The organism is Caballeronia cordobensis (genome assembly GCF_001544575.2).
Classification (GTDB): domain Bacteria; phylum Pseudomonadota; class Gammaproteobacteria; order Burkholderiales; family Burkholderiaceae; genus Caballeronia; species Caballeronia cordobensis.
The window spans coordinates 128,311-153,336 of record NZ_FCNY02000003.1 but is presented as its reverse complement, the minus strand read 5'-3'; the positions used below and the strand labels follow the sequence as shown (position 1 = coordinate 153,336).

General features: G+C 64.1%; 25 protein-coding genes. 8 read left to right on the top strand and 17 right to left on the bottom strand.

What is annotated here, in order from left to right; all coding sequences use genetic code 11:
• Window positions 1-28: 28 nt before the first annotated feature.
• From AWB70_RS07095 to AWB70_RS07065, 7 genes are all read right to left on the bottom strand, one after another.
• Entirely contained in the window at window positions 29-1,387 is a 1,359-nt protein-coding gene (locus AWB70_RS07095) for an MFS transporter (protein WP_053571169.1), read from the bottom strand.
• A gap of 236 nt (window positions 1,388-1,623) precedes the next feature.
• On the bottom strand, window positions 1,624-2,598 hold the full coding sequence (locus tag AWB70_RS07090; protein WP_053571168.1) for a LysR family transcriptional regulator: 975 nt from the start codon (window positions 2,596-2,598) through the stop codon (window positions 1,624-1,626).
• A 4-nt stretch (window positions 2,599-2,602) separates the two neighbouring features.
• Window positions 2,603-3,352 (bottom strand): gamma-glutamyl-gamma-aminobutyrate hydrolase family protein, encoded by a 750-nt coding sequence (locus tag AWB70_RS07085; RefSeq protein ID WP_053571167.1) that lies wholly within the window; start codon window positions 3,350-3,352, stop codon window positions 2,603-2,605.
• Window positions 3,349-4,572, bottom strand: coding sequence for an NAD(P)/FAD-dependent oxidoreductase (locus AWB70_RS07080; RefSeq protein ID WP_082378188.1), 1,224 nt, complete (start codon window positions 4,570-4,572; stop codon window positions 3,349-3,351). The genes AWB70_RS07085 and AWB70_RS07080 overlap by 4 nt, the downstream gene beginning before the upstream one ends.
• A gap of 4 nt (window positions 4,573-4,576) precedes the next feature.
• Complete coding sequence (locus AWB70_RS07075; RefSeq protein WP_045460168.1) at window positions 4,577-4,900, bottom strand: 2Fe-2S iron-sulfur cluster-binding protein; 324 nt, start codon at window positions 4,898-4,900, stop codon at window positions 4,577-4,579.
• Between the two features lie 25 nt (window positions 4,901-4,925).
• Window positions 4,926-6,362, bottom strand: a complete 1,437-nt coding sequence (locus tag AWB70_RS07070; RefSeq protein WP_053572053.1) for a glutamine synthetase family protein — start codon at window positions 6,360-6,362, stop codon at window positions 4,926-4,928.
• A 62-nt stretch (window positions 6,363-6,424) separates the two neighbouring features.
• Window positions 6,425-7,741: a Rieske 2Fe-2S domain-containing protein gene (locus AWB70_RS07065; RefSeq protein ID WP_053571166.1), complete on the bottom strand. Its 1,317-nt coding sequence runs from the start codon at window positions 7,739-7,741 to the stop codon at window positions 6,425-6,427.
• 340 nt (window positions 7,742-8,081) lie between these two features.
• Here AWB70_RS07065 and AWB70_RS07060 point away from each other — a divergent pair, with 340 nt between their 5' ends.
• Window positions 8,082-8,813: a GntR family transcriptional regulator gene (locus AWB70_RS07060; protein ID WP_014252094.1), complete on the top strand. Its 732-nt coding sequence runs from the start codon at window positions 8,082-8,084 to the stop codon at window positions 8,811-8,813.
• Here AWB70_RS07060 and AWB70_RS07055 read toward each other — a convergent pair.
• Window positions 8,808-9,443: a TetR/AcrR family transcriptional regulator gene (locus tag AWB70_RS07055; RefSeq protein ID WP_053571165.1), complete on the bottom strand. Its 636-nt coding sequence runs from the start codon at window positions 9,441-9,443 to the stop codon at window positions 8,808-8,810. The genes AWB70_RS07060 and AWB70_RS07055 overlap by 6 nt on opposite strands.
• Before the next feature lie 89 nt (window positions 9,444-9,532).
• Here AWB70_RS07055 and AWB70_RS07050 point away from each other — a divergent pair, with 89 nt between their 5' ends.
• Window positions 9,533-10,648, top strand: coding sequence for an MBL fold metallo-hydrolase (locus AWB70_RS07050; RefSeq protein WP_053571164.1), 1,116 nt, complete (start codon window positions 9,533-9,535; stop codon window positions 10,646-10,648).
• Between the two features lie 16 nt (window positions 10,649-10,664).
• On the opposite strand, the gene AWB70_RS07045 is transcribed toward AWB70_RS07050, so the two are convergent.
• Window positions 10,665-11,294, bottom strand: a complete 630-nt coding sequence (locus tag AWB70_RS07045) for a CGNR zinc finger domain-containing protein (RefSeq protein WP_053571163.1) — start codon at window positions 11,292-11,294, stop codon at window positions 10,665-10,667.
• A 132-nt stretch (window positions 11,295-11,426) separates the two neighbouring features.
• On the opposite strand from AWB70_RS07045, the gene AWB70_RS07040 reads away from it, so the two are divergent.
• The 3 genes from AWB70_RS07040 to AWB70_RS07030 are packed head-to-tail and all read left to right on the top strand — an operon-like array spanning window position 11,427 to window position 14,082.
• Window positions 11,427-12,281, top strand: coding sequence for an alpha/beta fold hydrolase (locus AWB70_RS07040; protein WP_053571162.1), 855 nt, complete (start codon window positions 11,427-11,429; stop codon window positions 12,279-12,281).
• Window positions 12,282-12,325: 44 nt separating this feature from the next.
• Complete coding sequence (locus AWB70_RS07035) at window positions 12,326-13,297, top strand: zinc-binding alcohol dehydrogenase family protein (protein ID WP_053571161.1); 972 nt, start codon at window positions 12,326-12,328, stop codon at window positions 13,295-13,297.
• A 14-nt stretch (window positions 13,298-13,311) separates the two neighbouring features.
• The gene (locus tag AWB70_RS07030; RefSeq protein ID WP_053571160.1) at window positions 13,312-14,082 is read left to right on the top strand and encodes an SDR family oxidoreductase; all 771 of its coding nucleotides are present in this window, start codon (window positions 13,312-13,314) and stop codon (window positions 14,080-14,082) included.
• Between the two features lie 66 nt (window positions 14,083-14,148).
• Here the strand turns inward: AWB70_RS07030 and AWB70_RS07025 are convergent, their stop codons facing one another.
• From AWB70_RS07025 to AWB70_RS06995, 7 genes are all read right to left on the bottom strand, one after another.
• Window positions 14,149-15,483 carry an MFS transporter gene (locus AWB70_RS07025; protein ID WP_053571159.1) on the bottom strand — a complete coding sequence of 445 codons (1,335 nt, stop codon included), beginning with the start codon at window positions 15,481-15,483 and terminating at the stop codon, window positions 14,149-14,151.
• 14 nt (window positions 15,484-15,497) lie between these two features.
• Window positions 15,498-16,739 carry an MFS transporter gene (locus tag AWB70_RS07020; protein WP_053571158.1) on the bottom strand — a complete coding sequence of 414 codons (1,242 nt, stop codon included), beginning with the start codon at window positions 16,737-16,739 and terminating at the stop codon, window positions 15,498-15,500.
• 15 nt (window positions 16,740-16,754) lie between these two features.
• Window positions 16,755-17,906 carry a porin gene (locus AWB70_RS07015; protein ID WP_053571157.1) on the bottom strand — a complete coding sequence of 384 codons (1,152 nt, stop codon included), beginning with the start codon at window positions 17,904-17,906 and terminating at the stop codon, window positions 16,755-16,757.
• Window positions 17,907-17,950: 44 nt separating this feature from the next.
• Complete coding sequence (locus AWB70_RS07010; protein WP_045460137.1) at window positions 17,951-19,330, bottom strand: MFS transporter; 1,380 nt, start codon at window positions 19,328-19,330, stop codon at window positions 17,951-17,953.
• Window positions 19,331-19,392: 62 nt separating this feature from the next.
• Complete coding sequence (locus AWB70_RS07005; protein WP_053571156.1) at window positions 19,393-20,331, bottom strand: SMP-30/gluconolactonase/LRE family protein; 939 nt, start codon at window positions 20,329-20,331, stop codon at window positions 19,393-19,395.
• 21 nt (window positions 20,332-20,352) lie between these two features.
• Window positions 20,353-21,300: an NAD(P)-dependent oxidoreductase gene (locus tag AWB70_RS07000; protein ID WP_053571155.1), complete on the bottom strand. Its 948-nt coding sequence runs from the start codon at window positions 21,298-21,300 to the stop codon at window positions 20,353-20,355.
• Entirely contained in the window at window positions 21,300-21,998 is a 699-nt protein-coding gene (locus AWB70_RS06995; RefSeq protein ID WP_053571154.1) for an RraA family protein, read from the bottom strand. The genes AWB70_RS07000 and AWB70_RS06995 overlap by 1 nt, the downstream gene beginning before the upstream one ends.
• A gap of 166 nt (window positions 21,999-22,164) precedes the next feature.
• Here AWB70_RS06995 and AWB70_RS06990 point away from each other — a divergent pair, with 166 nt between their 5' ends.
• Genes AWB70_RS06990 through AWB70_RS06980 form a run of 3 tightly spaced genes read left to right on the top strand, consistent with a single transcriptional unit; the run spans window position 22,165 to window position 24,110 of the window.
• On the top strand, window positions 22,165-22,884 hold the full coding sequence (locus AWB70_RS06990) for an IclR family transcriptional regulator (protein ID WP_053571153.1): 720 nt from the start codon (window positions 22,165-22,167) through the stop codon (window positions 22,882-22,884).
• A 51-nt stretch (window positions 22,885-22,935) separates the two neighbouring features.
• Complete coding sequence (locus tag AWB70_RS06985; RefSeq protein ID WP_014252079.1) at window positions 22,936-23,646, top strand: IclR family transcriptional regulator; 711 nt, start codon at window positions 22,936-22,938, stop codon at window positions 23,644-23,646.
• Window positions 23,647-23,648: 2 nt separating this feature from the next.
• A complete protein-coding gene (locus AWB70_RS06980) occupies window positions 23,649-24,110 on the top strand; it encodes an MEKHLA domain-containing protein (protein ID WP_053571152.1) in 462 nt (153 codons plus the stop codon).
• Here AWB70_RS06980 and AWB70_RS06975 read toward each other — a convergent pair.
• On the bottom strand, window positions 24,107-24,967 hold the full coding sequence (locus AWB70_RS06975; protein WP_053571151.1) for an NmrA family NAD(P)-binding protein: 861 nt from the start codon (window positions 24,965-24,967) through the stop codon (window positions 24,107-24,109). The two genes, AWB70_RS06980 and AWB70_RS06975, sit on opposite strands and share 4 nt — an antisense overlap.
• Window positions 24,968-25,026: the final 59 nt, after the last annotated feature.

Below are 25,026 nucleotides of genomic sequence, written 5' to 3'. Positions count from 1 at the left end.
AACAATGAACGTTCGAACGATGACGCCGTCAATGCGCGATCGGCTGCCCGTCCGCGACTTGCGCCGCGCCGCGAGGGCTCGCTACCTGCTTGAGCAGCAAGGCGATGCACGAGGCCGCGCCCGCCATCGCGACGACGGTGAAGATGCCTGAGAGGCCCATTTGCTGGCGTGACAGTTCGGCGACCAGAAACGAGCCCGCGACGCCACCGAAGCGTCCGACGCCAAGCATCCACGCAACGCCCGTGCCGCGGCCCGAAGTCGGATAGAACGCCGCGGCGAGCGAGGGCATCGACGCCTGAGCGGTGTTCACCAGCACGCCCGCGACGAAGACCGCGCATACCAGCAGGCCGACGTTGCCGACCGCCTGCCCGATCGCATACACGCTCACCGCGCCGAGCGCGTATGCGGCGGCCACGACGCCGTTGGGATTGAAGCGGTCCATCAGCACGCCGCACAACACGGTGCCCGCGCCGCCGAGCGGAAACAGCGCGGAAACGAGCGCCGCGCGTTGCGGGGTCAGTCCCGCGTCCCTGAGCAGCACCGGCATCCAGTTGATGAGGCCGTAGAAGATCACGAGGCCCATGAAGTAGCACAGCCACAACATCAGCGAGCCGAAGAGGTGCGTGCGCGACAAGACAACGCGCGCCCCGCCCTTTTGCGCGTCGCTTGCGGCGTTCTCGCGCATCACGAACGATTGCGCCGACGCGACTTCCGGCGCGATGCGCGCCAGCACCTTGCGGATGCGCTCGACGGGCTTCTTCTTCGACACCATGTATTGAATCGATTCCGGCAACGCGATCACGAGAATCACCGTCAACAGCAGCGGCACCGCGCCCCCGACATGCAGCACGGTGCGCCAGCCGAACTGCGGAATGATCCACGCCGCGAGAAATCCGCCGAATGCGGCGCCGAGCGGAAACCCGCAAAACATCATGTTCACGATGGTCGCGCGCCGGCCGTGCGGGCAGAACTCGCTCATCAGCGTGACCGCATTGGGCATCGCCGCGCCAAGCCCGACGCCGGTCACGAAGCGCAGCGCGGTCAGTTCCGTGAGATCGCGCGCATTGCCTGAAACGAGGCACGCCAGGCCGAAAATCAGCACGGCCGCGATCAGCACGCCGCGCCTGCCCCAACGGTCCGCGAGCGGCCCGGACAGCAGTGCGCCGCATGCGAGCCCGAAGAGCGCCGCGCTCAGCACCGGCGCCAGCGCCGCCTTGCTCAAATGCCATTCGCCGACGAGCGAAGGCGCGATGAAGCCGATCGCGGCCGTATCGAAGCCATCCATCAGCACGATCACGAAGCACATCGCGAAGACGAGCCATTGATAGCGTGAAAAGCGGCGCGTATCGATGAGCGCCTGAACATCGACAACCTTTGTCTCTTCCATAACATCCTCTCTTATCGACGGGCGCCCAGATTAAGAGCGCATAAACGGGCGAACAACCCGGCAAGTTACGAACGCGCGACGCGCATCGCGAGCGAACGCCTCGCGACGTCGCACGCGATGAACCTTTTTTGATTGAAAAAGCCCTTGTTTCAGGGACTTTCGATGATGTTCACGCGTACGCGCTCATAGCCGCGAACGCAGTGAATCTTTTGCATGACGATGTTGCATGCCGCGCATCAGCGGCAGCGCACCTGCCGCGATACGTCGATGAGTTGCTGCCGGAGCCATTGCAGCCCGGGATCGCCATCGTTGCGTTCGTGCCAGACGGCGCGCACGGTCACATCGGGACAGGCATAAGGCGTCGCGCGCAGGGTCAGCTCGCCATTTCGCGCAAGCTCACGTCCGAGCGACGACGGCACCAGCGCGAGCATGTCGCTATGACGCAGCAGCGCGGGAATCGCGAGCGAATGCGCGACGGCCATGCGCACGCGCGGCACGTCCGCCTGCTCGGCGAACCCGCGATTGAGCGCTTCGCGATCGAACATCTCCGATTGCCGCGCAAGCCCCCGCTCGACGATGAAGCCGCTCACCGCGCCCTCCTCCTCACCGCCTTGCGACACCGCGACGAGCGGATACGTCAGCAGGTCTTCGCGCGTAAGCGGCCGGTCCGCCGCCGGATGCTCGCGATTGAGCAGCAGCACGTCCGTCTGTTCCCAGACGTCGATCGAGCGAAAACGCCGCGGCATATCGGCGAAGATGCCGATCGCGACATCGATGCGGCCCACGTCGATCTGGCCCGCGAGATCGAGCCGCGTGGAAGGCCTCACGACGAGATCCACGAGCGGCGCTTCGGCGCGCAAACGCTGGCTGAGCCGTCCGAGCAGCAAGGCCGTGATGTAATCGTTCGCCGCCAGCACGAACGTGCGTTGCGCAACGGACGGATCGAACCTGTCGACGCCGAGCGCGGCCTTGATCTGCGCGAGCGCGCCGCGCACTTGCGTGGCCATCGCAAGCGCCCGCACGGTGGGCTCCATGCCGCGCCCCGTGCGCACGAAGAGATCGTCGCCGAGCACGTCGCGCATGCGTCCGAGCGCATGACTGATCGCCGACTGGCTGAGGTTCAGGCGCTTGCCCGCGAGCGCGAGATTGCGATCCTCGAAGATCGCGTCGAACACGCGCAGCAGGTTGAGATCGAAGCGATCGGCCGACATGGCATCAGACTCCGTCTCGCGCCGCATAGCGCCTGCAACTGGCGCCGAACGCTTCGAACAGCGCGCGCGAAAGCGCATCGCTCGTGACCATCGCTTCGGGATGCCATTGCACGCCGAGCGCGAACGCGTGACCATCGAGACGAATCGCTTCGATCAAACCATCCGGCGCGCGTGCTTCCACGGCAAGTCGCGGCGCGAGCGTGGCCACGCCCTGACGATGCAGCGAATTCACGCGCACGCGCTTTGCGCCGTCTGCGAGCACGGATAACGCGCCGTTATCGACGAGCTCGATTTCATGCCGGTAGCGATAGCGCGCGAGCAGCGCTTCGTTCAGGTCTTCGAGATGATCCTCCGAATGCCCCGACGCATGAATGTCGGCATGCAAGGTGCCGCCAAACGCGACGTTCATCTCCTGAAACCCGCGGCAGATGCCGAGAAATGGCATGTTGCGCGCCGCCGCGCCGCGCATCAGTTCCAGCGCGACATGATCGCGGTCGGGATCGACGAGCATGGCCGCGTCGGGCGCGCCGCCGTACAAGCGCGACTCGACGTTCGACGCGCCGCCGGGAAACAGCAGGCCGCTTACGCCGTCGAGATAATCCGCGACCGATTCGAGATCGCGCGATGCGGGAATCAGCACCGGGCTCACGTGCGCGCAGGACGTCAACGCGCGCACATAGCTTTGCTTGACGCTATGCAGGTCGTGCTCGCCGACAAAGAACCGGTCGCACACCACACCCACGAGCGGCTTCATGACACGACTCCTTTCAGATCGAACGCCGGATCTCCGGCTTCATGCACGGACACGCGCGCGCACTGCGCGAGCAGCTTGCGCGCGAGCATGTGTTCCTGCGGACGATTGATGCTGTCCACCGCGATCAATGCCTCGTCGCGAAAGTAGAAGACCGAGAACTTCCGCTCCTCGACGCTGCCGCGCACCACTTGATGCGTAAAGCCCATGTTGATGCCCGCCATTTGCAGCTTCAGATCGAATTGATCGGACCAGAACCACGGAATCGCGCGGTACGGTTGCGGCCGCCCGGCAATGGCGAGCGCCGCGACCCTGGCCATATCGTTTGCATTCTGCACCGACTCCACGCGGCACGCGCGCGCGTCCACGGCCCAATGCGGCACGAACGCGGCGCAATCGCCGGCGGCGACGATGGCCGGATCGCTCGTGCGCGCGTATTCATCGACGACGATGCCGCCCGCCACCGTCAGCCCGCATTCCGCCGCGAGTTCCGTATTCGGTATCACGCCGATGCCGGCCACGACGAGATCGCAGAGCAAGTGCGTATCGTCATCGAGCACGACGGATACGGCATCGTCCAGCTGCCGCAACGCCGCCACCTTGCGCCCGAACGCGAACGCGATGCCCTTGTCCGCATGCGCGCGCTGCATGAACGCCGACATCCACGGCGACGCGACACGCGCAAGCAGGCGCGGCTCCGTTTCGACGACCGTCACTTCGACGCCCTTCTGGCGCAGCGAAGCCGCCGCTTCCAGGCCGATATAACCGCCGCCGATCACCACCGCGCGCCGCGCCGCTTGTGCGCTGTGTGCGAGACGCCGCGCATCGCGCAGATCGCGCAGGTAATGCACGGCATCGAGCGTCGCACCGGGACAATCGAGCTTGCGCACGCGCGCGCCCGTCGTCAGCGCGAGATGGTCATACGCGATGCGCGTGCCGTCGTGCAGTTCGACTTCACGCCGCGCGCGATCGATGAAAGTCGCGCGCATCGACGGCATCCAGTCGATCTTCTCTTCGTCGAAGAAGGCTTGCGAACGCAAGGGCAATCGCGCTTCGGCGAAGCTGCCGGTGAGAAAGCCCTTCGACAAGGGCGGGCGCTGATAAGGCGCGTCGGGCTCATCGCCCAGCAGCACGATGCGTCCGTCAAAGCCGGATTCGCGCGCCGCCGCCGCGAGCTGGACACCCGCATACGATGCGCCGACGATCACGAGCAAGCGATTCATGGTTTCACCCTTGCCTTTGCGGAATCTGCACGACGAGGCCGCTTGTCGCGGCGCTCATCACCAGTTGGCAACTGAGACGGCTTTCAGGCCGCCGCTCGGATGCGACGCCATCGAGCAATTCGAGTTCCGAGTCATCGGGCGATGGTAAATCGGCAGTCGACGACGTATCGATATAAACATGACACGTCGCGCATGAAAGACAGCCGCCGCATTCCGCGTCGATGCCGCGCAGGTTATTGTGAATCGCGGCTTCCATGACGCTCGTGCCATCCGGCACGTCGATGTCGCGTCGCTCGCCGTCGCGCAGGATATAGGTAACGATAGGCATGACATTTCTCCTGTGTGAGCGCCCGTCAGAACACGTCGAAGTATTCGCGGTGTTCCCACTCGGTGACTTCCAGATTGAAGCGATCGATCTCCGCCTGCTTCAGCTTGCAGAAGTAATCGACGAACGCGCTGCCGAAACCTTCGCGCAGGCATTCGTCGGCGCGCAAGGCATCGAGCGCGTCGTCCAGCGTGCGCGGCAAGGCTTCGGCCTGCGTTTCATAGGGCGTATCGGCGGAAGGCGGCAGTTCGAGCTTGCGCCGCAGACCGTCGAGGCCGGAGATCACTTGCGAGGCGAAATACAGATACGGATTGGCCGTCGGTTCGCCGACGCGATTCTCGATGCGGCTCGCGGGATCGTTCACGCCGCCGAGCACGCGCAGCATCACGCCGCGGTTGTCGCGTCCCCATATCGCGCGGTCGGGCGCATTCGAATAAGGACGATAGCGGCGATAGCCATTGATGGTCGGCGTCGAAAGCGAAGTCGCGCCTTTCGCGTGCGCGAGCAGGCCGGCGAGATAGCGCTGCCCGGTTATCGACAAGGCCTGGGAATCGTTGTCGGGCATGAACGCGTTCGTGCCGTCCGACACATGCACGAGCGACTGATGCAGATGCCATCCGCTCGACACGACGTTCGGAATGCGCGGGCGGCACATGAACGTCGCGTGATAGCCGTTGCGCTGGCAGATCTGCTTGACCGCGCTGCGAAACAGCACCATGTCGTCCGCGCTCTTGATGCCCTGGGTCGGCGCGAACGTGAACTCGAACTGACTCGGGCCGTATTCGACTTCCAGCGAACGGACATCGAGGCCGAGGCCTTGCACATTGCGTCGCAGCAGTTCCATCACGGCATCGACGGCGTCGTAGCGCAACTCCGTCAGATATTGATAGCCATGCGAGAGTAATTCGACCTCGGGCGGCAGTCCGGGCTGCCCCGAATGCTCGGGCTTCATGTGCGGGTCGGCGACCTTGAACACATGAAACTCCACTTCGAGCCCCGATACGAAGGCATAGCCGTGATTCGACAGTTGATCGAGCGCGCGGCGGAACAGATGCCGCGTGCTGAACGGCACCGGCAGGCCGTTGGCGAAATGCACGTCGCACAGCACCCAGCCGGTATGCGGCGCCCACGGCAACACGCGAAACGTTTCGGGATCGGCGACCATCAACGTGTCGCACGCGCCCTGCATCTCGGGCATGCCGAAGCCGCCGCCGCTCGTGAACACCGGAAACACCGTGCGATGCGAGGTGTCCTTGGCGAAGAGCGTGGTCGTGAGCGTGACGCCGCTTTTCATCGCCTTGATCGCTTCATCGACGACGAGCGTCTTGCCGCGCAACAAGCCGTGCTGATCGGGAAACGAGAAGCGCACGACCTTGACATCGCTCTTCTTCAGGCGCTCGACGAGGCCCGCGTACGCGGCGTGCTGCGCGTCGGTCCACAAACCATGAGTTTCTACGAAAGACATGTCGGTTTTCGCGCGGCCGCATGATGCGCCGCGCGCTCCATTCAGGTTGCGGGTCGGGTCGTTCAGGCTTTCGGCGCGGGCCACGGCGCATTCACGCGGCGCTGCACGTCGGACTCTTTCCAGTACTCGTCCCAGCGGTCCGCCGGCCCGATGCCGTCGATCGACGCCGGTCCCGTCAGATGCGCGGCCTCTTCTTCGTCGATCAGCATCAGCGTCTTTTCGCCGGCCTGCGTCTTGTCGATGGCATCCACCAGCAAGCGGCGGTACGCGATGATCCCCTTGTCCGTCGTGCCGAGATGCTCGCGCGTGCGGTCCTGAATCGCGCCCTGCGATTCGACGGCCCACTGATCGTGCACGTTGATGTCGAAACCCATGCCCGTGTACGTCTCGTTCAACTGCTCGCGCGGATCGAAGCCGTAGTTGTTGCGCCTGTTCTTGCGCGACGTGTAGTCGGGCAGTTCGTACAGATCGAGCCGCTGCTCGCGCATCTGCGCCTTGTCGGTAGGCGCGCCGAAGCTCGTGAAAATCGCGTACCAGTAGCAGTTTTCATCGTCGACGGGGACGTGCCATTGCGTGATGGTCATCTCCGAACTCATCGGAATCACGAACGCTTGCGGAAACACCACGTTCGTGACACGCACATGCGTGAGTTCATCGTCGAGCGCGCGTTTGGCGATCAGACGCAGGCCGTAATCCGCCGGGCTCACGAGAATCTCCGGCGATTCGAACTCGCGCAGCACCTTGGTGATCGGCATGTTCGAATCCGCCGACGCGCCGCGAAACTGCTTGCCATAGCTTTCGCTCACGTCCTCGTCCTCGAAGAAGCGATGCAGAAACGACGCATGCGCCGGATCGATGCCCACTTCGAGCGCCTGCAGCCAGTTGCATTCGAAAAGCCCCTTGAACGCGAAGGTGTAGGCATCGGGCGCGGCGAAGCAGTCGAAGTTCGGCAACGCGGGCGGCTCTCCACGGCCGATATAGCCGAACAGAATGCCGGCCTTCTCGATGACCGGATACGCCGGCTGGCGCACCTTGTTGCACAGCGTGCTGCCCGCGGGTTCGCCCGGCGTCGAGAGGCAGCGCCCGCTGGCGTCGAACAGCCAGCCGTGAAACGCGCAGCGAATGCCGCCGCCTTCCAGACGGCCCGCCGCGAGATCCGCGCCGCGATGCGGGCAATCGCGGTCGAGCATGCCGTAGCGGCCCGCTTCGTCCTTGAAGACGACGAAGTCCTGACCCATCAGGCGCACCGCTTTCACGGGGCGTTCGGCGGGCAACTCCTCGACGAGCGCGACAGGCTGCCAGTACCGGCGTAGCAACTGGCCTGCGGGCGAGTCCTTGCCGACGCGGGTGATCTTCTCGTTTTGCTGCGAACTCATCATGGCTGTGTCTCCGGTTCCGGTGTATTCAACTGACGCGATGCTGTATGCAACGCACGGTGATCTTGAGACGGAGAATAGCCATTCGCGCGCAAATGTACAAATGATGTATGCAGCATGGTCGTGCTATCCAAGCGTCTCATCGCTGAATACTCAAGCATATCTTATTGATTTAACTAGTTTTAATTGCGTTTTAGAGGTTTACCCGCACGGGCACCATATCCATCGATTTAACCGTCTCTGCATACATTCGAAAACATTCATCCAGAAAGAGGAAGGAAAATCAGCGACAGGCAGCGCCGCCTCGCCTAGAATCACCGACAGCGGCAATCGGAGAAAAACCATGGAAACCCAGCAAGAACGCGTGCTCGTCTATCTGCGCGACCTGATCCTCAAAGGCGAGTTCGCGCCCGGCGAACGTCTGGGCGAAGTTGCGCTCGCCGAGCGGCTGAAGGCGTCGCGCACGCCGGTCCGGCTCGCGCTCACGACGCTGGAGCAGGAAGGGCTCGTCGAGCCGTCGCCGGCGGGCGGCTATGTGATGCGGCGCATCACCGCCGCCGAAATCACCGATGCGATCGCGGTGCGCGGTCATCTCGAAGGCATGGCCGCGCGTCTCGTCGCGGAGCATGGCGTGCCGCGCCAGTTATCGAACGCGCTCGCGGAATGCCTGCGCGCCGGCGACCGGCTGCTCGCGAAGTCCGAGCTCGATCTCGACGACTATGCCGGCTATACCGACATGAACAACCGCTTCCACAAGCTGATCGTCGAAGGCGCGGGCAACGCGGCGCTGATGCGCGCCATCGACATGAACAATCGCCTGCCGTTCGCCGCCGCGAGCGCGATGCTGCCGATGCAATCGGCCATCGAGGAAGGCCGGCAGTGGCTCTTCATGGCACATCAGCAGCATCACAGCCTCGTCGATGCGCTCGAACGCGGCGAAGGTACGCGCGCGCAGGCGCTTGCGACCGAGCATGTGCAGATCGCGCAGAAGAATCTCGCTTACGCGCTGGAACGTCCGGAAGATTGCATGAAGCTCGCGCCCGCGTTGCAGCTCGTGGCGGAAGCGGTGTTATGAGCGCTTCGACGCCGCGCGTTCGTAGCGCGCGAGAAACATGTCGGCGGCCGCCTCCGCCACTTTCTTCTGTTCGTTCTTCGTGAGCGGCGGCTGGCCCATCGTCACTTGCGGCCAGAAGGCGAAACCCTTCACCATGCCATGCAACTGCTGCCCGGCGAAAACCGGGTCGGGCACGGCAAGACGGCCATCGGCGGCGGCTTTTCTGATCCACGCGGTCACGTCTTCCTCGCGCTCGCCGATGCGCGCGACCATGTCCCGCGCGCGCTCGGGCGAATGAATGCCCGCGGCGATCGCCACGCGCGCCAGCGATAGAAAAGCGTCGTCGTTCATGAGGCGCAGCTTGCGCGCGAGCAAGCCGAGCAATTGCGCGCGCAGCGGTTCGTCCGCGCTATAGACGGACGTATCGCCCGTTTCGCTCGCATCCCACAAGCGATGCAGGATCGCGGCGAACAGCGCTTCCTTGCTCTCGAAATGGTTATAGACCGTGCGCTTGGACACGCCCGCGCGCGCGGCGATGCGGTCCATGCTCGTGGCGTCGTAACCCGTTGCGATGAACTCCTCCACCGCCGCGCTCACGATCGCGGCGCGTTTTCGGTCGGTCAGGCGCAAAGGCGTGTCGTTCGATTTCATGCGTCGATTTTACACCGGGCAGTTTACTTTCATCTCGAAATTAAACTACACTGCTCGGTGTACATTTTTTTGCGCAGAGTTCACGTTCCATGACTTCGATTACCGATCGCATCAGCCGTGCCTTGGGTTTCGCCGCCGCCCGGCGCGGACGCGCGTTGTCGAACGCGTCGCCGCAGCATGACGGCCAGCGTTTTCGCAACGTGAAGCCGCGTCCCGCCGAAGGCCTCTCCAAGACCTTGCGCATCATGTGGAACGTGCTGCTCAACAAGCCGCGCAATACGACGCCGCCGCAAGCGCCCGCGGTCGATACGCTCACGCGCGCGCAACTCGATGCCGCGCCGGATCGCAGTCTCTATCGCCTCGGCCATTCGACGATGCTCTTCAAGCTGCGCGGCGAATACTGGCTGACCGATCCCGTGTTCGGCGAGCGCGCCTCGCCGTTCAGGCGCATCGGGCCAAAGCGTTTTCACGCGCCGCCTATCGCGCTGCATGACCTGCCGCCCTTGCGCGGCGTGATTCTGTCGCATGATCACTACGATCATCTCGATCGCGAGACCGTGCTCGCGCTCGCCGCGACAACCGAGGTGTTTCTGACGACGCTCGGCGTCGGCGACCGATTGATCGACTGGGGCGTCGATGCCGCGAAGGTGCGTCAACTGGACTGGTGGCAGAGCGTGCAGATCGACGGTCTGTCGTTCACCGCGACGCCCGCGCAGCACTTCTCCGGCCGCAGCCTTTTCGATGGCAACAGCACGCTATGGGCGTCGTGGGTCATCGTCGACGACGGCTTGCGCGTGTTTTTCAGCGGCGACACCGGTTACTTCGACGGCTTCAGGACGATCGGCGAACGCCTCGGCCCATTCGACGTCACGCTGATCGAAACCGGCGCCTACGATGCGCAATGGCCTTACGTGCACATGCAGCCCGAAGAAACCGTGCAGGCGCATGTCGATTTGCGCGGACGCTGGCTCGTGCCGATCCACAACGGCACCTTCGATCTTGCGATGCATCCGTGGCAGGAGCCGTTCGAACGCGTGACCGGGCTCGCGCTCGCGCGCGGCGTGGCAGTCGCGACACCGCGCATGGGCGAAAGGCTCGATCTCGACGCACCGCATCGCGGCGAGCGCTGGTGGCGCGAAGTGGCCGAAGCGCCGAAACCGGGTTCGTGGCGCTTGTGCGCGTCGCGGGCGCAAGGCATGGACTAGCGCGCTCGCGCTGATCTCACCCGCCTTTTCCCTCTTTGAGCCGCGCCCTGTGCGCGGCCACCTTCGCCCGGTTGCCGCAGATCGCCATGCTGCACCATCTGCGCGCATGACCCCGCGTGTGATCCGCGAAAAGCAGCGTGCATGTCGGGCCTTCGCACGCTTTCACGTAAGTAAAGTCCTCTTCACAGACGAGCTTCGCGAGCGTTTCGACGATCGGCATCAACAGCGATTCGGCGCTCGTCCAGCGACGCTGCATGCCGAACGCCAGACCGCCCGGCGCATTCGCATCCGCGACGATCACGCCGTGCTGTTCGTCGCGCTGCAACACGCCGTTGAGCGGCGCGAGCTCGCCCAGATCCTTCGCCGATAGCGGCTTTCCCTTTCTCTTCTGCACGAACGCGCGAAACCACTCGCGCAGACCGCGCGCCTTCGCCGCGATCTCGTCGAGTTCGGCGGGGGCGGCATTCGCACGCATGTGCGCAAGCACATCCACGGGCACGAGGCCCGCCTGTTCGAGCCATGACAGCAGCCCTTCTCCGTCGCCGATCCAGTCGACGGGTTCATCGACGGGCGTCGCTATCGAATTCAGGAAGTCGAGGCCGGGCGCATCGGCCAAGAACATCGCCGGGATGGGTCGGTAGTCCATTTTCAAACCAGCCGTGTTGCTAATGATGACTCCATCGTAACCGCTAAAAAAGCACTTGACAAGTTACATACGTGATAAGTAACCTTCTCAACGTACTTTTAACGGTTACAGAATTCTCACGGAGACACACTCATGTCCACCATTGCGCACCGCCATATCGACGTCGACGGCTTCAACGTTTTCTATCGCGAGGCCGGCCCTGCCGATGCGCCGAAGCTGCTGCTATTGCACGGCTTTCCCAGTTCGAGCCACATGTTTCGCGACCTGATTCCGCTGCTGTCGCAGCGCTTTCATATCGTCGCGCCCGACCTTCCGGGATTCGGCCTCTCCGATATGCCGAGCCGCGATACGTTCGCGTACACGTTCGAGAACATCGCGAACGTCACCGACCGCTTCACCGAAGTGATCGGCTTCGATCGCTATGCGGTGTATGTCTTCGACTACGGCGCGCCGACCGGTTTTCGTCTCGCGCTGAAGCATCCCGAGCGCATCACCGCGATCGTTTCGCAAAACGGCAACGCGTATGAGGAAGGACTGAGCGACGGCTGGAATCCGATCCGCGCGTACTGGCAGGCGCCCACGCAAGCGAACCGCGATGCGCTGCGCGCCATGCTCACGAAGGACACGACGAAGTGGCAATACACGCACGGCGTGCCCGATGCCGCGGCGGTGTCGCCCGATGGCTATTCGCTCGACGACTACTACATGAACCGCCCGGGCGCGCACGACGTGCAGCTCGATCTGTTTGGCGACTATCGCAACAACGTCGCGCTGTACCCGGCGTTTCAGGCGTATTTCCGCGAGCATCGGCCGAAGCTTCTGGCCGTGTGGGGCAGGAACGATCCGTTCTTTCTGCCGCCGGGCGCGGAAGCATTCAAGCGCGATATCCCCGATGCGGACGTGCGCTTCTTCGACACGGGCCACTTCGCGCTCGAAACGCATGCGCCGCACATCGCGGCCGCCATCGTCGAATTCCTCGCTCAGTAATACGCGGATTCATCACCGCGTTCATCCACTCAAGGAGAAACCTCATGCGTGCAATCGTGCTCGAAAAGTTCGGCGGTCTCGACAGTCTCGTCTATACCGAGATTCCGGAGCCGGAACCGCTGGAAGGCCATGTCGTCATCGAGATCAAGGCGTTCGGCATCAATCATGCGGAGATGCACATGCGGCGCGGCGAATGGGCCGAAGCCGCGAGCGTCAGCGGCATCGAATGCGTGGGCATCGTGAAGTCGTGTCCGGGCGGCGAGTTTGCCGTAGGCGCGAAAGTGGCGGCGCTGATGGGCGGGCTCGGACGCACCATCAATGGAAGCTATGCGCAGTTCACGCGCGCGCCCGTTTCGAACGTGGCGCTGATCGAATCCGATCTGCCGTGGGCGCAGCTCGCCGCGATTCCCGAAACCTATGCGACCGCGTGGACGTGCCTGTTTCGCAACCTCGAAATCAAGCAAGGACAAACGGTCGTGATTCGCGGGGCGACTTCATCGTTCGGACAGGCGGCCGTCAATCTCGCGGTGAATGCGGGCGCGAACGTGATTGCGACGACGCGCAGCGAGGCGCGCTTCGCGAAGCTCGAAGCGCTGGGCGCATCGCGCGTCGAGCTCGAAGGACCGGACCTGAGCAAGCGCATCGCCGAAGCGAAAGAGATCGACGCCGTGCTCGATCTCGTCGGCAACAGCACGATACTCGATTCGCTGGCGATGCTGCGTCGCGGCGGCCGCGCCTGTCTCGCGGGCTGGCTCGGCGGACTCGCGCCGATCGCGGACTTCAATCCCCTGCTGCAAATGACGAGCGGCGTGCATCTCACCTTCTTCGGCAGCTTCGTGTTCGGCACGCCGGGCTTTCCGGTTTCCGACGTGCCGCTGCAAGCCATCGCCGCCGATATCGCCGCGGGACGCTTCGACGCCACGCCTTCGCGCGTGTTCTCGTTCGACGAGATTCACGAAGCGCATCGCGTGATGGAAGCGAACGAGGCAAACGGAAAGATGGTTGTCGTTCATTGATGCGGAGAGCAAACATGTCCACGAAAGTAGCTATCGTCACCGGTGCGAGTCAGGGCATCGGACGTTCGACCGCGATCCGTCTCGCACGCGATTTCGGTTCGCTGGTTCTCGTCGCGCGTAATCGCGCACATCTCGACGAAACGGCGCGAATCGCCGAGGAAGCCGGCGCGAAAACGCTGACAATCGATATCGACCTCGCACAGCCCGAAGCCGCGCAACGGATCGTCGATGAAACGCTCGCCACGTTCGGGCGTATCGATGCGCTATTGAACATCGCGGGTGCGGTGCCGCAAATCGATGTGTTCGACATGACCGATGCGCAATGGGATGCCGGTTTCGCGCTGAAGCTTCACGGCGCGCGACGCCTGACGGTCGCGGCATGGCCTGCGCTGAAAGAAGCATCGGGCTCGGTCGTGCTGATGTCGGGCAACTCGGCGCTGTTTCCGAAGGCGCCGTATGCGGCGGTCGGAACCATCAATGCCGCGATCGTTGCATTGGCGAAGGCGTTTTCCGATCGCGGCATCGCGGACGGCGTGCAGGTCAACAGCGTGCTGCCCGGTCCCGTGATGACAGGCCGCAGGCGCTCCTATCTGGAGCACTGGGCCGCGCTGCACGACATGACGGCCGACGAGGCGACCGCGCGCTTTCCAGCGGAAGCCGGCATCGCGCGCTATGGCACGCCGGAAGAGATCGCGGAGTTGATGGCGTTTCTCGTGTCGCCCGCCGCGAAGTGGATGACGGGCAGCACGCTGAGAATGGATGGCGGCGAAGTGAAATCGGTGTGATGTGGGGCGGCGGCGCTCAGTCGAATCGAGAGGCCGCCGCAAACGCCCCGGCCAGATTCCGCACGCTCAGATCGTCTCCGTCTTGTTGTTCGAGAACGGCCGGTTGGCCGGACGGTTGCGCGTCAGAAGCAGCAAGGTCGTCACGCTGATGAGCGTGAGAATGGCGAGCGGCATCAATGCGAGTGAGTAGCTGCCGGTCGCATCCTTCACCCAGCCATACACGTTCACCATCAGACCGCCGCCCAGCAGATTCGCAATCGCGTTGATGGTGGCGAGCCCCGCCGCCACGGCGCTGTTGGACAGCATGTCGGTCGCGAGCGCCCAGAACGGCCCCTTGAACGAGTAAGCGCCCACGAGCACCGCGCACAGCATCGCGATCGTCGGCACCAGCGAGCCGCTCAGCGACGTTGCAAACAGGCCGAGGCCGATGAGCAGCATCGGCACGACGGTGTGCCAGCGGCGCTCCTTGTGGCGGTCGGAACGGCGTCCCCAATAAACCATCAACACGGACGCGACCGCGTAGGGAATCGAATTGATCAGGCCGGTCTGCATGACCGAAAGCCCGAACGATTTCAGCAGTTGCGGCTGCCAGACCGACAACGTGCTGCCCGCCGCCGACGCGCACGTATCGACGAGCGCCAGACACAGCACATAGCGATTGCGGAAGAGCTTCGTGAGCGGCATGTCGAGGACTTTCTTCGGCGCGCGCGTTTCGCTGGCGAGCGCATCGACGAGCCATGTGCGTTCGTCGTCCTTCAGCCACTTTGCGTCTTCCGGCTTGTTCGTCAGCATGCCGAGACACGCAATGCCGAGCAGCACCGTCGGAATGCCTTCGAGGAGGAAGAGCCAGTGCCAGCCGCGCAGGCCGCCGATACCGTCCATCTGAAGCAGCAGCGCCGAAATGGGTGAACCGATGAAGCTCGCCGCCGGAATCGCCACCATGAAGGTCGCCACGATCCGTGCGCGATACGATGCCGGAATCCAGTACGAGAGATACAGCAGCACGCCAGGAAAGAAGCCCGCTTCCGCGGCGCCCAGCAGGAAGCGCAGGATGTAGAACGTCGTCGCGTTATGAACCAGCGCGGTCGCGGCCGAGACGATGCCCCACGTGATCATGATGCGGGCAATCCACACGCGCGCGCCGTACTTCTGGAGCGCGAGGTTGCTCGGCACTTCGCAGAAAAAATACGAGATGAAAAAGAGACTGCTGCCGAAGCCGAAAACCTTGGCCGACATGCCGAGATCGTGATTCATCTGCAGCGAAGCCATGCCGACATTGCCGCGGTCGATGAAGGCGAGCAAATAGCACACCATCAGGAACGGCACGAGCCGCCATACGACCTTTCGTATGGTCTGTCGTTCGATCGCCGATTTTTCGGTGTAAGCGATACTGCTTTGCATAAACGTCTCCCAGACTAGTGCGCGTCGCCGCGCCGTCTTCTAATGAGTTGTAAACCGATGATGGCGATAACGCCAGCCGCCAATACCATGGCCATCGCGCCGAACGTATGGCGCACGCCGAGCGCCTCGGACGCGGTGCCGACGAGCAGATAGCCGAAAGGCATCGTGCCGGTGTAGGCCATCGTGTACATGCCGACGAGTCCGCCGCGCACATGCTCCGGGCACTGCCGCTGGATGGTCGCGTTCGTGGACGTCGCGGCGAACGTGAGGCTGAAGCCCAGGGTGACGAAGGCCGGCGCCGAGGCCAGCACTTCGGTCGTGGCCGCCAGCACGGCCAGACTGAGCACGGCCGCCCAGGGCGCCCACGCGATGAAGCGCTGCGTGGCGCGCGGCCCGAGCGCCGACGACAGCAGGATCGCCGCGGCCATCGACCCCGCACCGGCGCATCCGAAGAACACGCCGGTGAAATGCGCCGCGTCGTGATACGCCTTGTCCGCCAGCAGCGGCACGAGCGTCTGGTAACTGCCGGCGAAGAGCCCGAGGCACGCGAGAATCGGCAGATAGCGCGCCGAAAACGCGTCGGCCATCACGTATCCCACCGCGTCTCTCAATCCGCTCTCCGGCCGTGCCGGCCGCGCGGTTTCGGTCAGGCGAATCGAGCGCACGCACGCCGCCATCAGACACAGCGCAAGCACGTAGATCGAAAACGATGCGCGCGGCCCGAGCGTCGGATAGACGATGCCCGCGACCGTCGGACCCACCATGCGTCCGACGTTGTAGACCATCGTGTTCATCGCCACCGCATTGGACGTGAGGCCGGGATCGCGCAGACTCGTGAGCAGCAGCACTTGCCGCGCCGGAATCTCCACGGCACTCGAAATACCGATCACGAGCGCATGCGCGAGGATCAACTGCACGCTGAGCACACCGAGAAACGACAGCGTGATCAGACTGCACGTCAGCAGCAGCGAGGCAGTGAGCACGCACAGCGTCACGCGCCGCGCGTTCTCCGAGCGGATTCTCGATCCGGCGATCGGCGTCACGATGAGCTGCGGTCCATACAGCAGGAAGTTCAGCAGCGCGAGAATCGACGCCGAACCGGACAGGTGATAGACGAGCAGGTTGAGCGTGACGTTCTGCGTCCAGCTACCCAGGACCGACGCGGCCTGTCCGCCGAGATAGCGCCGCATCGACGCTTCCGAGAGCGCTGGAAACAGGCGGCTGACGAGTCCGGCGGGCCGGGAAAGCGTGGTCATGACAAGGTCTTCCCGTCAGAACTTCTGGCGCAGGCCGATGGTCACGCCGGTCTGGTTATGCCCGGCCGCCACCGTGCCGTAACCGTTCACGCCGAGCGCGGAGTTGTCCTTGTTGTGCGCATAGCCAACCGTCGCGTACAGGTCCGTGCGCTTCGACAGGAAGTAATCGGCGTTGAGCACGGCGAGCCACGGGTCCGCGCCGGTCGAATGCACATCCTGGTAGTAGCCGACCGCGGTGATCTGGAACGACGGCGTAATCAGGTATTGAGCGCCGGCCCAATAGAGATTCGCCGCGTTGGCCTCGGAGCCGTTCGCCACCGCGATGGGATTGGCCGGCAGAAACGCATTCGACGCCCGCAGGTAGCGATAACCCGCATACGCCGTCACCGGCCCGAAGTTGTAATTCGCCGCCGCCAGGACGCGACGCTCGGTGCTCGTATTGGTCGCGACCGTATTGCTGTTGCGCTGTTCGTAGACCGCGGTCGCCGCAATCGGACCGCTTGCATAGGTCAGCGCGCCGCTGAAGAAACGGCCGGTGAGTTCCGCGCCCGGCACTTCCGTGCCGTAGCCCGTGTCGTAGCGCGTGCTGTACTGCGCCTGCGCCGTGAAGGGGCCGAACTTGCCCGTGTATTTCGCCGAGTTGTCGACGCGAGCGGCGAGCGCGTAATCGACGGACAACGCCGAATACCGGGAAGAAACGCCCATCGGATCGAACGTGACGGACTGGTCGTAGATCAGTGCGTTCTGACGGCCCAGCGTCAACTGCTGCCCGTTGTAATTGAGGCCCACCCACGCCTGGCGGCCGAAAAGCCGCGTGGTCGTGGCCGGATTCGGGCCGAGGCCGCGTGTGGATTGCGCGCTCGTGCCGTCGTTGATATTGAAGCCGCTCTCAAGGACGAAGATCGCCTTCAGGCCGCCGCCCAAGTCCTCGACGCCTTTCATGCCCCAGCGCGAGCCGGACAGGTTTCCGGACACTTCGCGAACCTGCGAGCCGCCCGCGGCCGTATTGTTGAGATACTCGATACCGACGTCCGCGATGCCGTAGAGCGTGACGCTGCTCTGAGCATGCGAAACGCCCGATACGAGCGTCATGCTGGCAACCGCGACCGTTCCAAACATGAATGCAGGGTTGAAACTGGCTTTCTCGTGAGCCTTCGTCAAGAACATTACGTCTCCAAACAGGTGGTTACAGGTGTGTTGAGGCGGCACGGTCACGCTTTATGTGCGGCGGGCGCTTCGCCGGCGTCCGCACCCGGATCGCCGAGCCATGCGACCGTGAGCGCGCCGAGCAGCAGGACGGCGGACACCGCGAGCAGCGGCGCCGTGAATCCGCCGGAAAATTGCTTGAGCGCGCCGATCATCGAAGGGCCGACGAAGCCGCCGAGATTGCCCACCGACACGATCAGCGCGAGCCCGCCGGCCGCGGCGCGTCCGGTCAGGAAGCCCGAAGGAATGGCCCAATACGTCGCCTGGAAAGCCAGGATGCCGCTCACGGTGATGGAGAGCGCAATCAGCTTGAGCACGGGTCCGTCGATGAGCGTGCTGCAGCCGAGCGCCACGGCCGCCACGACCAACGCGCCCGCGACATAGGGAATACGGTTCGACGCGCGGTTGGCGACACGCGCCCACCAGAGCATCGCGACCGCGCCGATGGCATACGGAATGGCCGCGAGCCAGCCGACCACCGCGTGCTCCACGCCGAATTGCTTGATGATCTGCGGCATCCACAGTCCGACGCCGAGCGAACCCACGATGCCGCAGAAGTTGATGAACGCGAGCACGAACACGCGCCAGTTCGTCATCGCATCGCGAAGGTTGGTGCCGTGCTTCGCGCCGATGTCGCGCTGCTCCATCGCGAGACGTCGCGCCAGCGAGGACTTTTCTTCGTCCGTCAGCCACTTGGCCTTTTCCGGACGGTCCGCCAGCACGAACAGGCATGCAATGCCGAGCAGCACCGCCGGAACGCCCTCGATCAGCAGCAGCCATTGCCAGCTGCGCAGGCCATGCAGCCCGCCGAGTTCGAGCAGCGCGCCGGAAATCGGCGAGCCGATCATGTTCGCGACCGGAATGCCGACGAGAAACGCGGCGGTCACTTTGGCGCGCCACTTGCCGGGAAACCAGTGTGTGAAATAGAGGTAGATGCCCGGCGTGAATCCGGCTTCGGCGAGTCCCAAAAGGAAGCGCGCGGCGGCGAAACTCTTCGGGCCGACGACGAACGCCGTGGCCATCGAGAACACGCCCCACGTGATCATGATGCGCGCGATCCAGATGCGCGCCCCCACCTTCTGCATGATGAGGTTGCTCGGAATCTCGAACAGGAAATAGCCGACGAAGAAGAGCCCCGCGCCGAATCCGAACTGCTCGGCCGTCAGTCCGAGGTCCTTGTTCATCGTCAGAGCGGCGAATCCGACGTTCGTCCGGTCGAGATAGCTGATGACGTAGCAGATGAAGATAAACGGCAGAATGCGGCGGAACGCTTTCGCGAGCGTGCGCTCGCTTGCGGCGAAATCGTCGGTCCCGATGTTTCTGGCGTCCACGGTATGAGCGATGCGCTCGGGCTCGGCGGCGCTCGGGGCGTGCGAGTAGTTCATGTTTGCTCCTCCATCGCGCTGCTTTGGGCGCGAAGTCTTGATAGGTCGGTCAGCGCTTCGGCTTACCGGGTCACGTCGCTTTGCTTCGCTCGGTGCGGAAGCGGACCGGCTGTCTTCATCTCGGCCCGCAAGACGGTTCCGGAGACGGACTCGGTCATGTAGAGCGTCTTCATGTCCGCGCCGCCGAAACAGAGATTCGTGAGCGACGCGCCCGCGGGGCTGGTCAGAATCTCCACCGGCTCCGCGCGATGATCGAGCACCCACACGCGTCCGAGTCCGGGATTCGCGACGAGCACGCGACCCTCGACATCGACGGTCAGTCCGTCCGGTCCGCTCGGTCCATACGACGTGAAGAACTGGCCCACTTTGCTGACTGAGCCGTCGGCCTGAAGCGGCACGCGCCAGACGCAATTGCCCCGCGTCATGCCGACGAAGAGCACCTTCTCGTCGGGCGACAGAACGAGACCGTTCGGGCTGGGACAGTTGCCGAGCAGCACGTCGAGCTTGCCGTCCACCGAAAGCCGATAGACCCGGCCAGTGGGATCGTGCAGGCCCGTCTGTCCCTGATCGGTGAAGTAGAGATTGCCCTTCGAGTCAAACGTGAGATCGTTGACGCCCTTAAAGCGCTCCGTGTTACGGCGCTCCAGATAAGGACGCACTTCGCCGCGCTCGATATCCAGCAACATCAGTCCGTTGCGGTAATCGGTGATGAGCAGATGGGCGTCGTCGAAACGCTTCATGCCGTTCGGCTCGCCGTCGTACTGCGCGACCAGATCCCACTCGCCCGAAGGCGCGATCCGAAAAATGCGTCCGTGCGGAATGTCGGTGACAAAGAGGCACCCGGCGGGGTCCCATACGGGGCCTTCGAGAAACGAGTCCGTCGGCAGCCCGCCGCGATTGGCGTGCGCCCATTCCGTCCGGACTTCCGGCTTGCGAAACTTCTCGGGCATGCGCGTGAACACTTCGGCTTCGCGCACCTCGGGCGATGTGAGATAGAACATGCTCAACCTCTGCTGTGCACTTCAGGCCGCGTTGCGGGCATGGTCCTCGAGCACCGCGAGAACATTCGCGGCCGCGCCCTTGCCCATGTTCACGTAAGCGGCATCGCTCACTCCGCCGATGTGCGGCGACAGAATCACGTTAGGCAGGCTCTGGAACGGATGCGGGGAGGTCATCGGCTCGACGGCGAAGCTGTCGAGGCCTGCCGAATGGAGTTGACCGCTGGCGAGCGCATCGGCGAGCGCGGCTTCATCGATCAGTCCGCCGCGCGCCGTGTTGACGAGAATCGCGCCGCGCTTGAAGCGGTCGAACACGTCGGCGTTGAACATGTTGCGGTTTTCATCGGTCAGCGGGCAGTGCAGGGAGACGATATCCGCCGATGCGTACAGCGCGTCGAGCGACACCCGTTGCACGCCTTGCGGCGCATCCTTGGCGTACGGGTCATGAGCCACGACCTTCATGCCGAACGCGATTCCGACCGACGCGACACGGCGGCCGATGGCACCCAGTCCGACCAGTCCGAGCGTGCGGCCTTCGAGCTCGATGGACTTGTGCGTGGGCTTGTCCCAATGGCCCTCGCGCATGCGCACGTCGAGCTGCGGCACACGCTTGGCACACGCGAGAATGAGCGCCCAGGCATGCTCCGCGACGGCGGCGGCGTTGGCCCCGGCCGCGGCGCGCACCCCGATGCCCCGCTCGGCAGCCGCGGCCTGATCGATGACATCGATGCCCGAACCGTGCTTCGAGATGACTTGAAGGTTTGCCGCGGCATCCATGATGCGCGCGTTCACCTTGCCGTAGCGCACGATGATCGCGACCGGCTTGTGCTGCGCGCAGAGCGCGGCCACATCGTCTTCCGTCGGCTGCTTGCCCGCGAAAACGACGTCGAAACCGCCGAGCATGTCGAGGGCTTGCGGCGCGAGATCCGCGGCGGTCACGAGAACGACCGGCTTTTGCGAGGAGGTCTGCATTACAGTGCCTCGCCTTCGGCCAGCATGCCCACCGCGCGCAGTTCCTTCTCGACCCACGCCGGGCGAAGCTGCTCGCCCTTCAGAATGCCGGCGATACGCGCCGTTTCGACGTCCAGCTTCTTCTGCGCCAGATCGATGATGCGTGCGACGTCCTCGCGCGGAATCACCACCACGCCGTCCGCGTCGCCGACGACGAGATCGCCGGGATTCACCGCCGTGCCGCCCAGCGAGATCGGCGAATTCACGAGGCCGGCCACGCTCTTCGTGGGGCCGCAAGGATTCAGGCCAGCCGAGAAAATCGGATAGTCGCCATGGGCGAGCTCGTGCGCGTCGCGAACCGCGGCGTCGATGACGATGCCCGCGATGCCGCTGACCTTCGCCTGCGTCGCCATGATTTCGCCGAGCAGCGCGCAGCTGATGTCGCCCTTCCCGTCGACCACGATGACGTCGCCCGGCTTCGCGATGGCGAGCGCGGCGTGGATGGCCAGGTTGTCGCCCTGACGAACCTCGACGGTGATGGCGGGACCGGCGACCTTCATCTTCGGCGACAAGGGCTTCACGCGGCCGTGGACGGTGCCGCGCCGGCCCGCGACGTCCGCGAGGATGGCGGCCTGATATCTGGCGGCGGCTTCGACCAGTTCGGGCGACACGCGCTCGATATTTCGATTGATGGAGGAACCTGCGGGAGTCGTGCTCATGATTTTCGCCTTGGTTAGATCGTTGTATCTGTTACAACATGAGTGTACTAAGTGAAATCACTATAAACAGATGGGCCACGTCGGACCAGTATCGTTAACCCTTTTACTGTGCGCATCGATGTTGTACTGTGTACACTCCCCCGAAACGGTACTGGAGGGCGGACGAATGGGAAACGAGGGTGTCGCGGCCGTGGAAAAGGCGCTATCGCTGCTGGATTGCTTCAAGCCCGGCTCTGAGTCGCAGTCTCTGGCGACGCTGGCGCACGGTTCCGGCATGCACAAAACGACGGTTTATCGACTCATGAACTCGCTGGAGCGCATGGGTTACGTCGTGCGTTCGCAAGCCGGCCATTACTCGCTCGGCCACCGTGTGCTGTATCTGGGGAAACTGTTCGAGCAGTCGTTCCAGCTTTCCGCGGTCGTGGAGCCCGCGCTGTATGAACTTGCCGCGGCCACGAAGGAAAGCGCGTCCTATTACGTGCACGACAACGGACGCCGGCTGTGCCTGTTTCGCGCGGAGCCGTCGGAAGGACTGCGGGAAACGCGGCTTGCCGGCACCACGCTTCCGCTGGACGAAACCGCCATCAGTCATGTCATCCGCTACTGGGGACTGGGCGAGCCGATTTACGACGAACCGCCCGCGCTGCCGCTCTTCACCGCGGGCGCGCGCGACGTGCATACCGCCGCCTTCGCGACGCCGGTCTTCGGCGCCGCCGACCGGTTCATGGCCGCGCTCACGCTCTCCGGACCGGCGTCACGCTTGAGCGCGGCACACGCGTCGGGCGAACTGAATCTCCCGCAGTTGAACGCGGCGTGGGATCTTTCCCGACGACTCGGCGCGAGCGTCGGTTTCTGCGAGCGCCTGTACGGGGGCGCGGCCCGATAGGCCCGCGTTGTACTGTGTAAAATCCCGGTTACGTCGATTCGGGGGATACACATGAGCAACGACGGCGTGGCCGCCGTGGAGAAGGCGCTTTCGCTTCTGGACTGCTTCAAACCCGGTGCGGAGTCACAGTCCCTCGCGGCCTTGTCTCAGGCATCCGGCATGCACAAAACAACGGTGTACCGGCTCATGAATTCGCTCGAGCGCATGGGCTACGTCGTGCGTTCCCAGGCCGGCAACTACTCGCTCGGGCATCGTGTGCTGTATCTCGGGAAGCTCTTCGAGCAGTCCTTCCAGCTATCCGCCGTGGTCGAGCCGGTGCTGTACGAGCTTGCGGCCGCCACGCGGGAAAGCGCGTCTTACTACGTCCTCGACAACGGACAGCGCCTGTGCCTCTTCCGCGCGGAGCCGTCCGAAGGCTTGCGGGAAACGCGGCTTGCCGGCACCACGCTTCCGCTCGACGATACCGCTGTCAGCCATGTCATTCGCGTGTGGGGCCTTGGCGAGCAGCTCTACGACAAGCCGCCCAAATTGCCGCTCTTCACCGCGGGCATGCGCGACGTCCACATTGCAGCGTTCGCGACGCCGATCTTCGGCGCCGGGGACAAATTCATGGCCGCGCTCGTCCTCTCGGGGCCCGCGTCGCGTCTGAGCGCGGCTCACGCGTCTGGCGAACTGGACGCCCCGCAGCTTCGCGCGGCCGCCGACCTGTCGCGCAGGCTCGGCGCGAGTGTCCGATTTTGCGAAAGTTTCTACGCCCAGTAAACATGCAGCCGACCGATACCGACTTCTTCGCGCTTCTCAGCGAAAGCTATGCACGCCTGCTGAAAGCGCCGCTCACGCCCGACTCCATGACGCCCGCCGAAGCCGCCCGCTGGCTTTACGAAGACGCTCCTTTCGGCGTTCTCGCGCACGACACGCAGCCCGATCCCGTGTTCGTCTACGGCAATCTGCGTGTGCAACGGCTCTTCGGTTATACGTGGAACGAACTGACCGCATTGCCTTCGCGTCTTTCCGCCGAAGCGCCCGAACGCAGCGAGCGTCAGGCCTTCCTCGAACAGGTCACGCGCGAAGGATACGTGACCGGCTATCGCGGCATACGCGTGAAGAAGACGGGCGAGCGCTTCTGGATCGAGCGCGCGACCGTCTGGCAATTGTTCGACCGCGACGGCGTGTATCGCGGACAGGCGGCGATGATTCCGCACGTCAGCGATATCGCCGGCGCCTAGCGCGCGACCAGCCTGCGGATCACGTCGACGAGCGGCGTCGCGCCCTTGACGATCGTTTCCCGGCTGCCTTCGAAATCGATCCAGCCTTCGTTGAAGCCGTCGAGCATGCGGATGCGCGGCATCGGATGCTGCATGCCCTGGCTCACGAACAACGCCTCCCAGGAATCGCGCGGCACGGCCTGCGCGCGCACCGGCCGGCCGAGCACTTGCGAGAATGCGGCGGCAATATCGTCGGGGCTCGTGCGCCGCGGCCCTTCCAGTTCGACGACGCGCGCGCCCGTCCATTCTTCCTGCAGGAGCTTCGCCGCGAGCCTGCCGATATCCTCGGTGGCGATCATCGGAATCGCGCGATCGAGCGGCTGCAAAAACGACCGGACGATGCCTTCGCTGCGCGCGGACTCGACGTCCCATGCGCAGTTTTCCATGAACCAGCCGGGCCGAAGAAACGTCACGGGGATCGGCTGATCGCGCAGCGCGTCTTCCAGCAGCGTGCGCTGCGTCAGAAGATTGCTGTGCGCCGCCTGCGCGCCGATGGTCGAGAGGCACACGATCTTGCGCGGCTTCGCGCGCTTCACGGCCGCGACGATCGCATCGATCACGGCGCGCGCTTCGGGAAAACCGGGCGCCGGATCGAATTCCGGCGGCGGCAAAATGAACACGCCCTGCGCGCCTTCGAATGCGCTCGCGAGCGCATCGGCATCGGCCATGTCGGCGAGCGCCATGTCGCAACCGCGCGCCGCCCACGCCGCGCCTTTCTTCTCGTCGCGCACGACCGCGCGCACGGGCCTGCCTTGCTGCAAGAGCGCCTCCGCGAGCGCGCCGCCGACCTGTCCGGTGATTCCAGTGATGACGTACATGTCCGACTCCTTATGCAATTCGTTTGACTGCGACGGATTGCATGGTAGAGCGCGGACCG

Excerpts from the sequence above, each read along its gene's own strand:
- AWB70_RS07095 (WP_053571169.1), bottom strand. The coding sequence starts at position 1,387 with ATGGAAGAGACAAAGGTTGTCGATGTTCAGGCGCTCATCGATACGCGC.
- AWB70_RS07090 (WP_053571168.1), bottom strand. The coding sequence starts at position 2,598 with ATGTCGGCCGATCGCTTCGATCTCAACCTGCTGCGCGTGTTCGACGCG.
- AWB70_RS07085 (WP_053571167.1), bottom strand. The coding sequence starts at position 3,352 with ATGAAGCCGCTCGTGGGTGTGGTGTGCGACCGGTTCTTTGTCGGCGAG.
- AWB70_RS07080 (WP_082378188.1), bottom strand. The coding sequence starts at position 4,572 with ATGAATCGCTTGCTCGTGATCGTCGGCGCATCGTATGCGGGTGTCCAG.
- AWB70_RS07075 (WP_045460168.1), bottom strand. The coding sequence starts at position 4,900 with ATGCCTATCGTTACCTATATCCTGCGCGACGGCGAGCGACGCGACATC.
- AWB70_RS07070 (WP_053572053.1), bottom strand. The coding sequence starts at position 6,362 with ATGTCTTTCGTAGAAACTCATGGTTTGTGGACCGACGCGCAGCACGCC.
- AWB70_RS07065 (WP_053571166.1), bottom strand. The coding sequence starts at position 7,741 with ATGATGAGTTCGCAGCAAAACGAGAAGATCACCCGCGTCGGCAAGGAC.
- AWB70_RS07060 (WP_014252094.1), top strand. The coding sequence starts at position 8,082 with ATGGAAACCCAGCAAGAACGCGTGCTCGTCTATCTGCGCGACCTGATC.
- AWB70_RS07055 (WP_053571165.1), bottom strand. The coding sequence starts at position 9,443 with ATGAAATCGAACGACACGCCTTTGCGCCTGACCGACCGAAAACGCGCC.
- AWB70_RS07050 (WP_053571164.1), top strand. The coding sequence starts at position 9,533 with ATGACTTCGATTACCGATCGCATCAGCCGTGCCTTGGGTTTCGCCGCC.
- AWB70_RS07045 (WP_053571163.1), bottom strand. The coding sequence starts at position 11,294 with ATGGACTACCGACCCATCCCGGCGATGTTCTTGGCCGATGCGCCCGGC.
- AWB70_RS07040 (WP_053571162.1), top strand. The coding sequence starts at position 11,427 with ATGTCCACCATTGCGCACCGCCATATCGACGTCGACGGCTTCAACGTT.
- AWB70_RS07035 (WP_053571161.1), top strand. The coding sequence starts at position 12,326 with ATGCGTGCAATCGTGCTCGAAAAGTTCGGCGGTCTCGACAGTCTCGTC.
- AWB70_RS07030 (WP_053571160.1), top strand. The coding sequence starts at position 13,312 with ATGTCCACGAAAGTAGCTATCGTCACCGGTGCGAGTCAGGGCATCGGA.
- AWB70_RS07025 (WP_053571159.1), bottom strand. The coding sequence starts at position 15,483 with ATGCAAAGCAGTATCGCTTACACCGAAAAATCGGCGATCGAACGACAG.
- AWB70_RS07020 (WP_053571158.1), bottom strand. The coding sequence starts at position 16,739 with ATGACCACGCTTTCCCGGCCCGCCGGACTCGTCAGCCGCCTGTTTCCA.
- AWB70_RS07015 (WP_053571157.1), bottom strand. The coding sequence starts at position 17,906 with ATGTTCTTGACGAAGGCTCACGAGAAAGCCAGTTTCAACCCTGCATTC.
- AWB70_RS07010 (WP_045460137.1), bottom strand. The coding sequence starts at position 19,330 with ATGAACTACTCGCACGCCCCGAGCGCCGCCGAGCCCGAGCGCATCGCT.
- AWB70_RS07005 (WP_053571156.1), bottom strand. The coding sequence starts at position 20,331 with ATGTTCTATCTCACATCGCCCGAGGTGCGCGAAGCCGAAGTGTTCACG.
- AWB70_RS07000 (WP_053571155.1), bottom strand. The coding sequence starts at position 21,300 with ATGCAGACCTCCTCGCAAAAGCCGGTCGTTCTCGTGACCGCCGCGGAT.
- AWB70_RS06995 (WP_053571154.1), bottom strand. The coding sequence starts at position 21,998 with ATGAGCACGACTCCCGCAGGTTCCTCCATCAATCGAAATATCGAGCGC.
- AWB70_RS06990 (WP_053571153.1), top strand. The coding sequence starts at position 22,165 with ATGGGAAACGAGGGTGTCGCGGCCGTGGAAAAGGCGCTATCGCTGCTG.
- AWB70_RS06985 (WP_014252079.1), top strand. The coding sequence starts at position 22,936 with ATGAGCAACGACGGCGTGGCCGCCGTGGAGAAGGCGCTTTCGCTTCTG.
- AWB70_RS06980 (WP_053571152.1), top strand. The coding sequence starts at position 23,649 with ATGCAGCCGACCGATACCGACTTCTTCGCGCTTCTCAGCGAAAGCTAT.
- AWB70_RS06975 (WP_053571151.1), bottom strand. The coding sequence starts at position 24,967 with ATGTACGTCATCACTGGAATCACCGGACAGGTCGGCGGCGCGCTCGCG.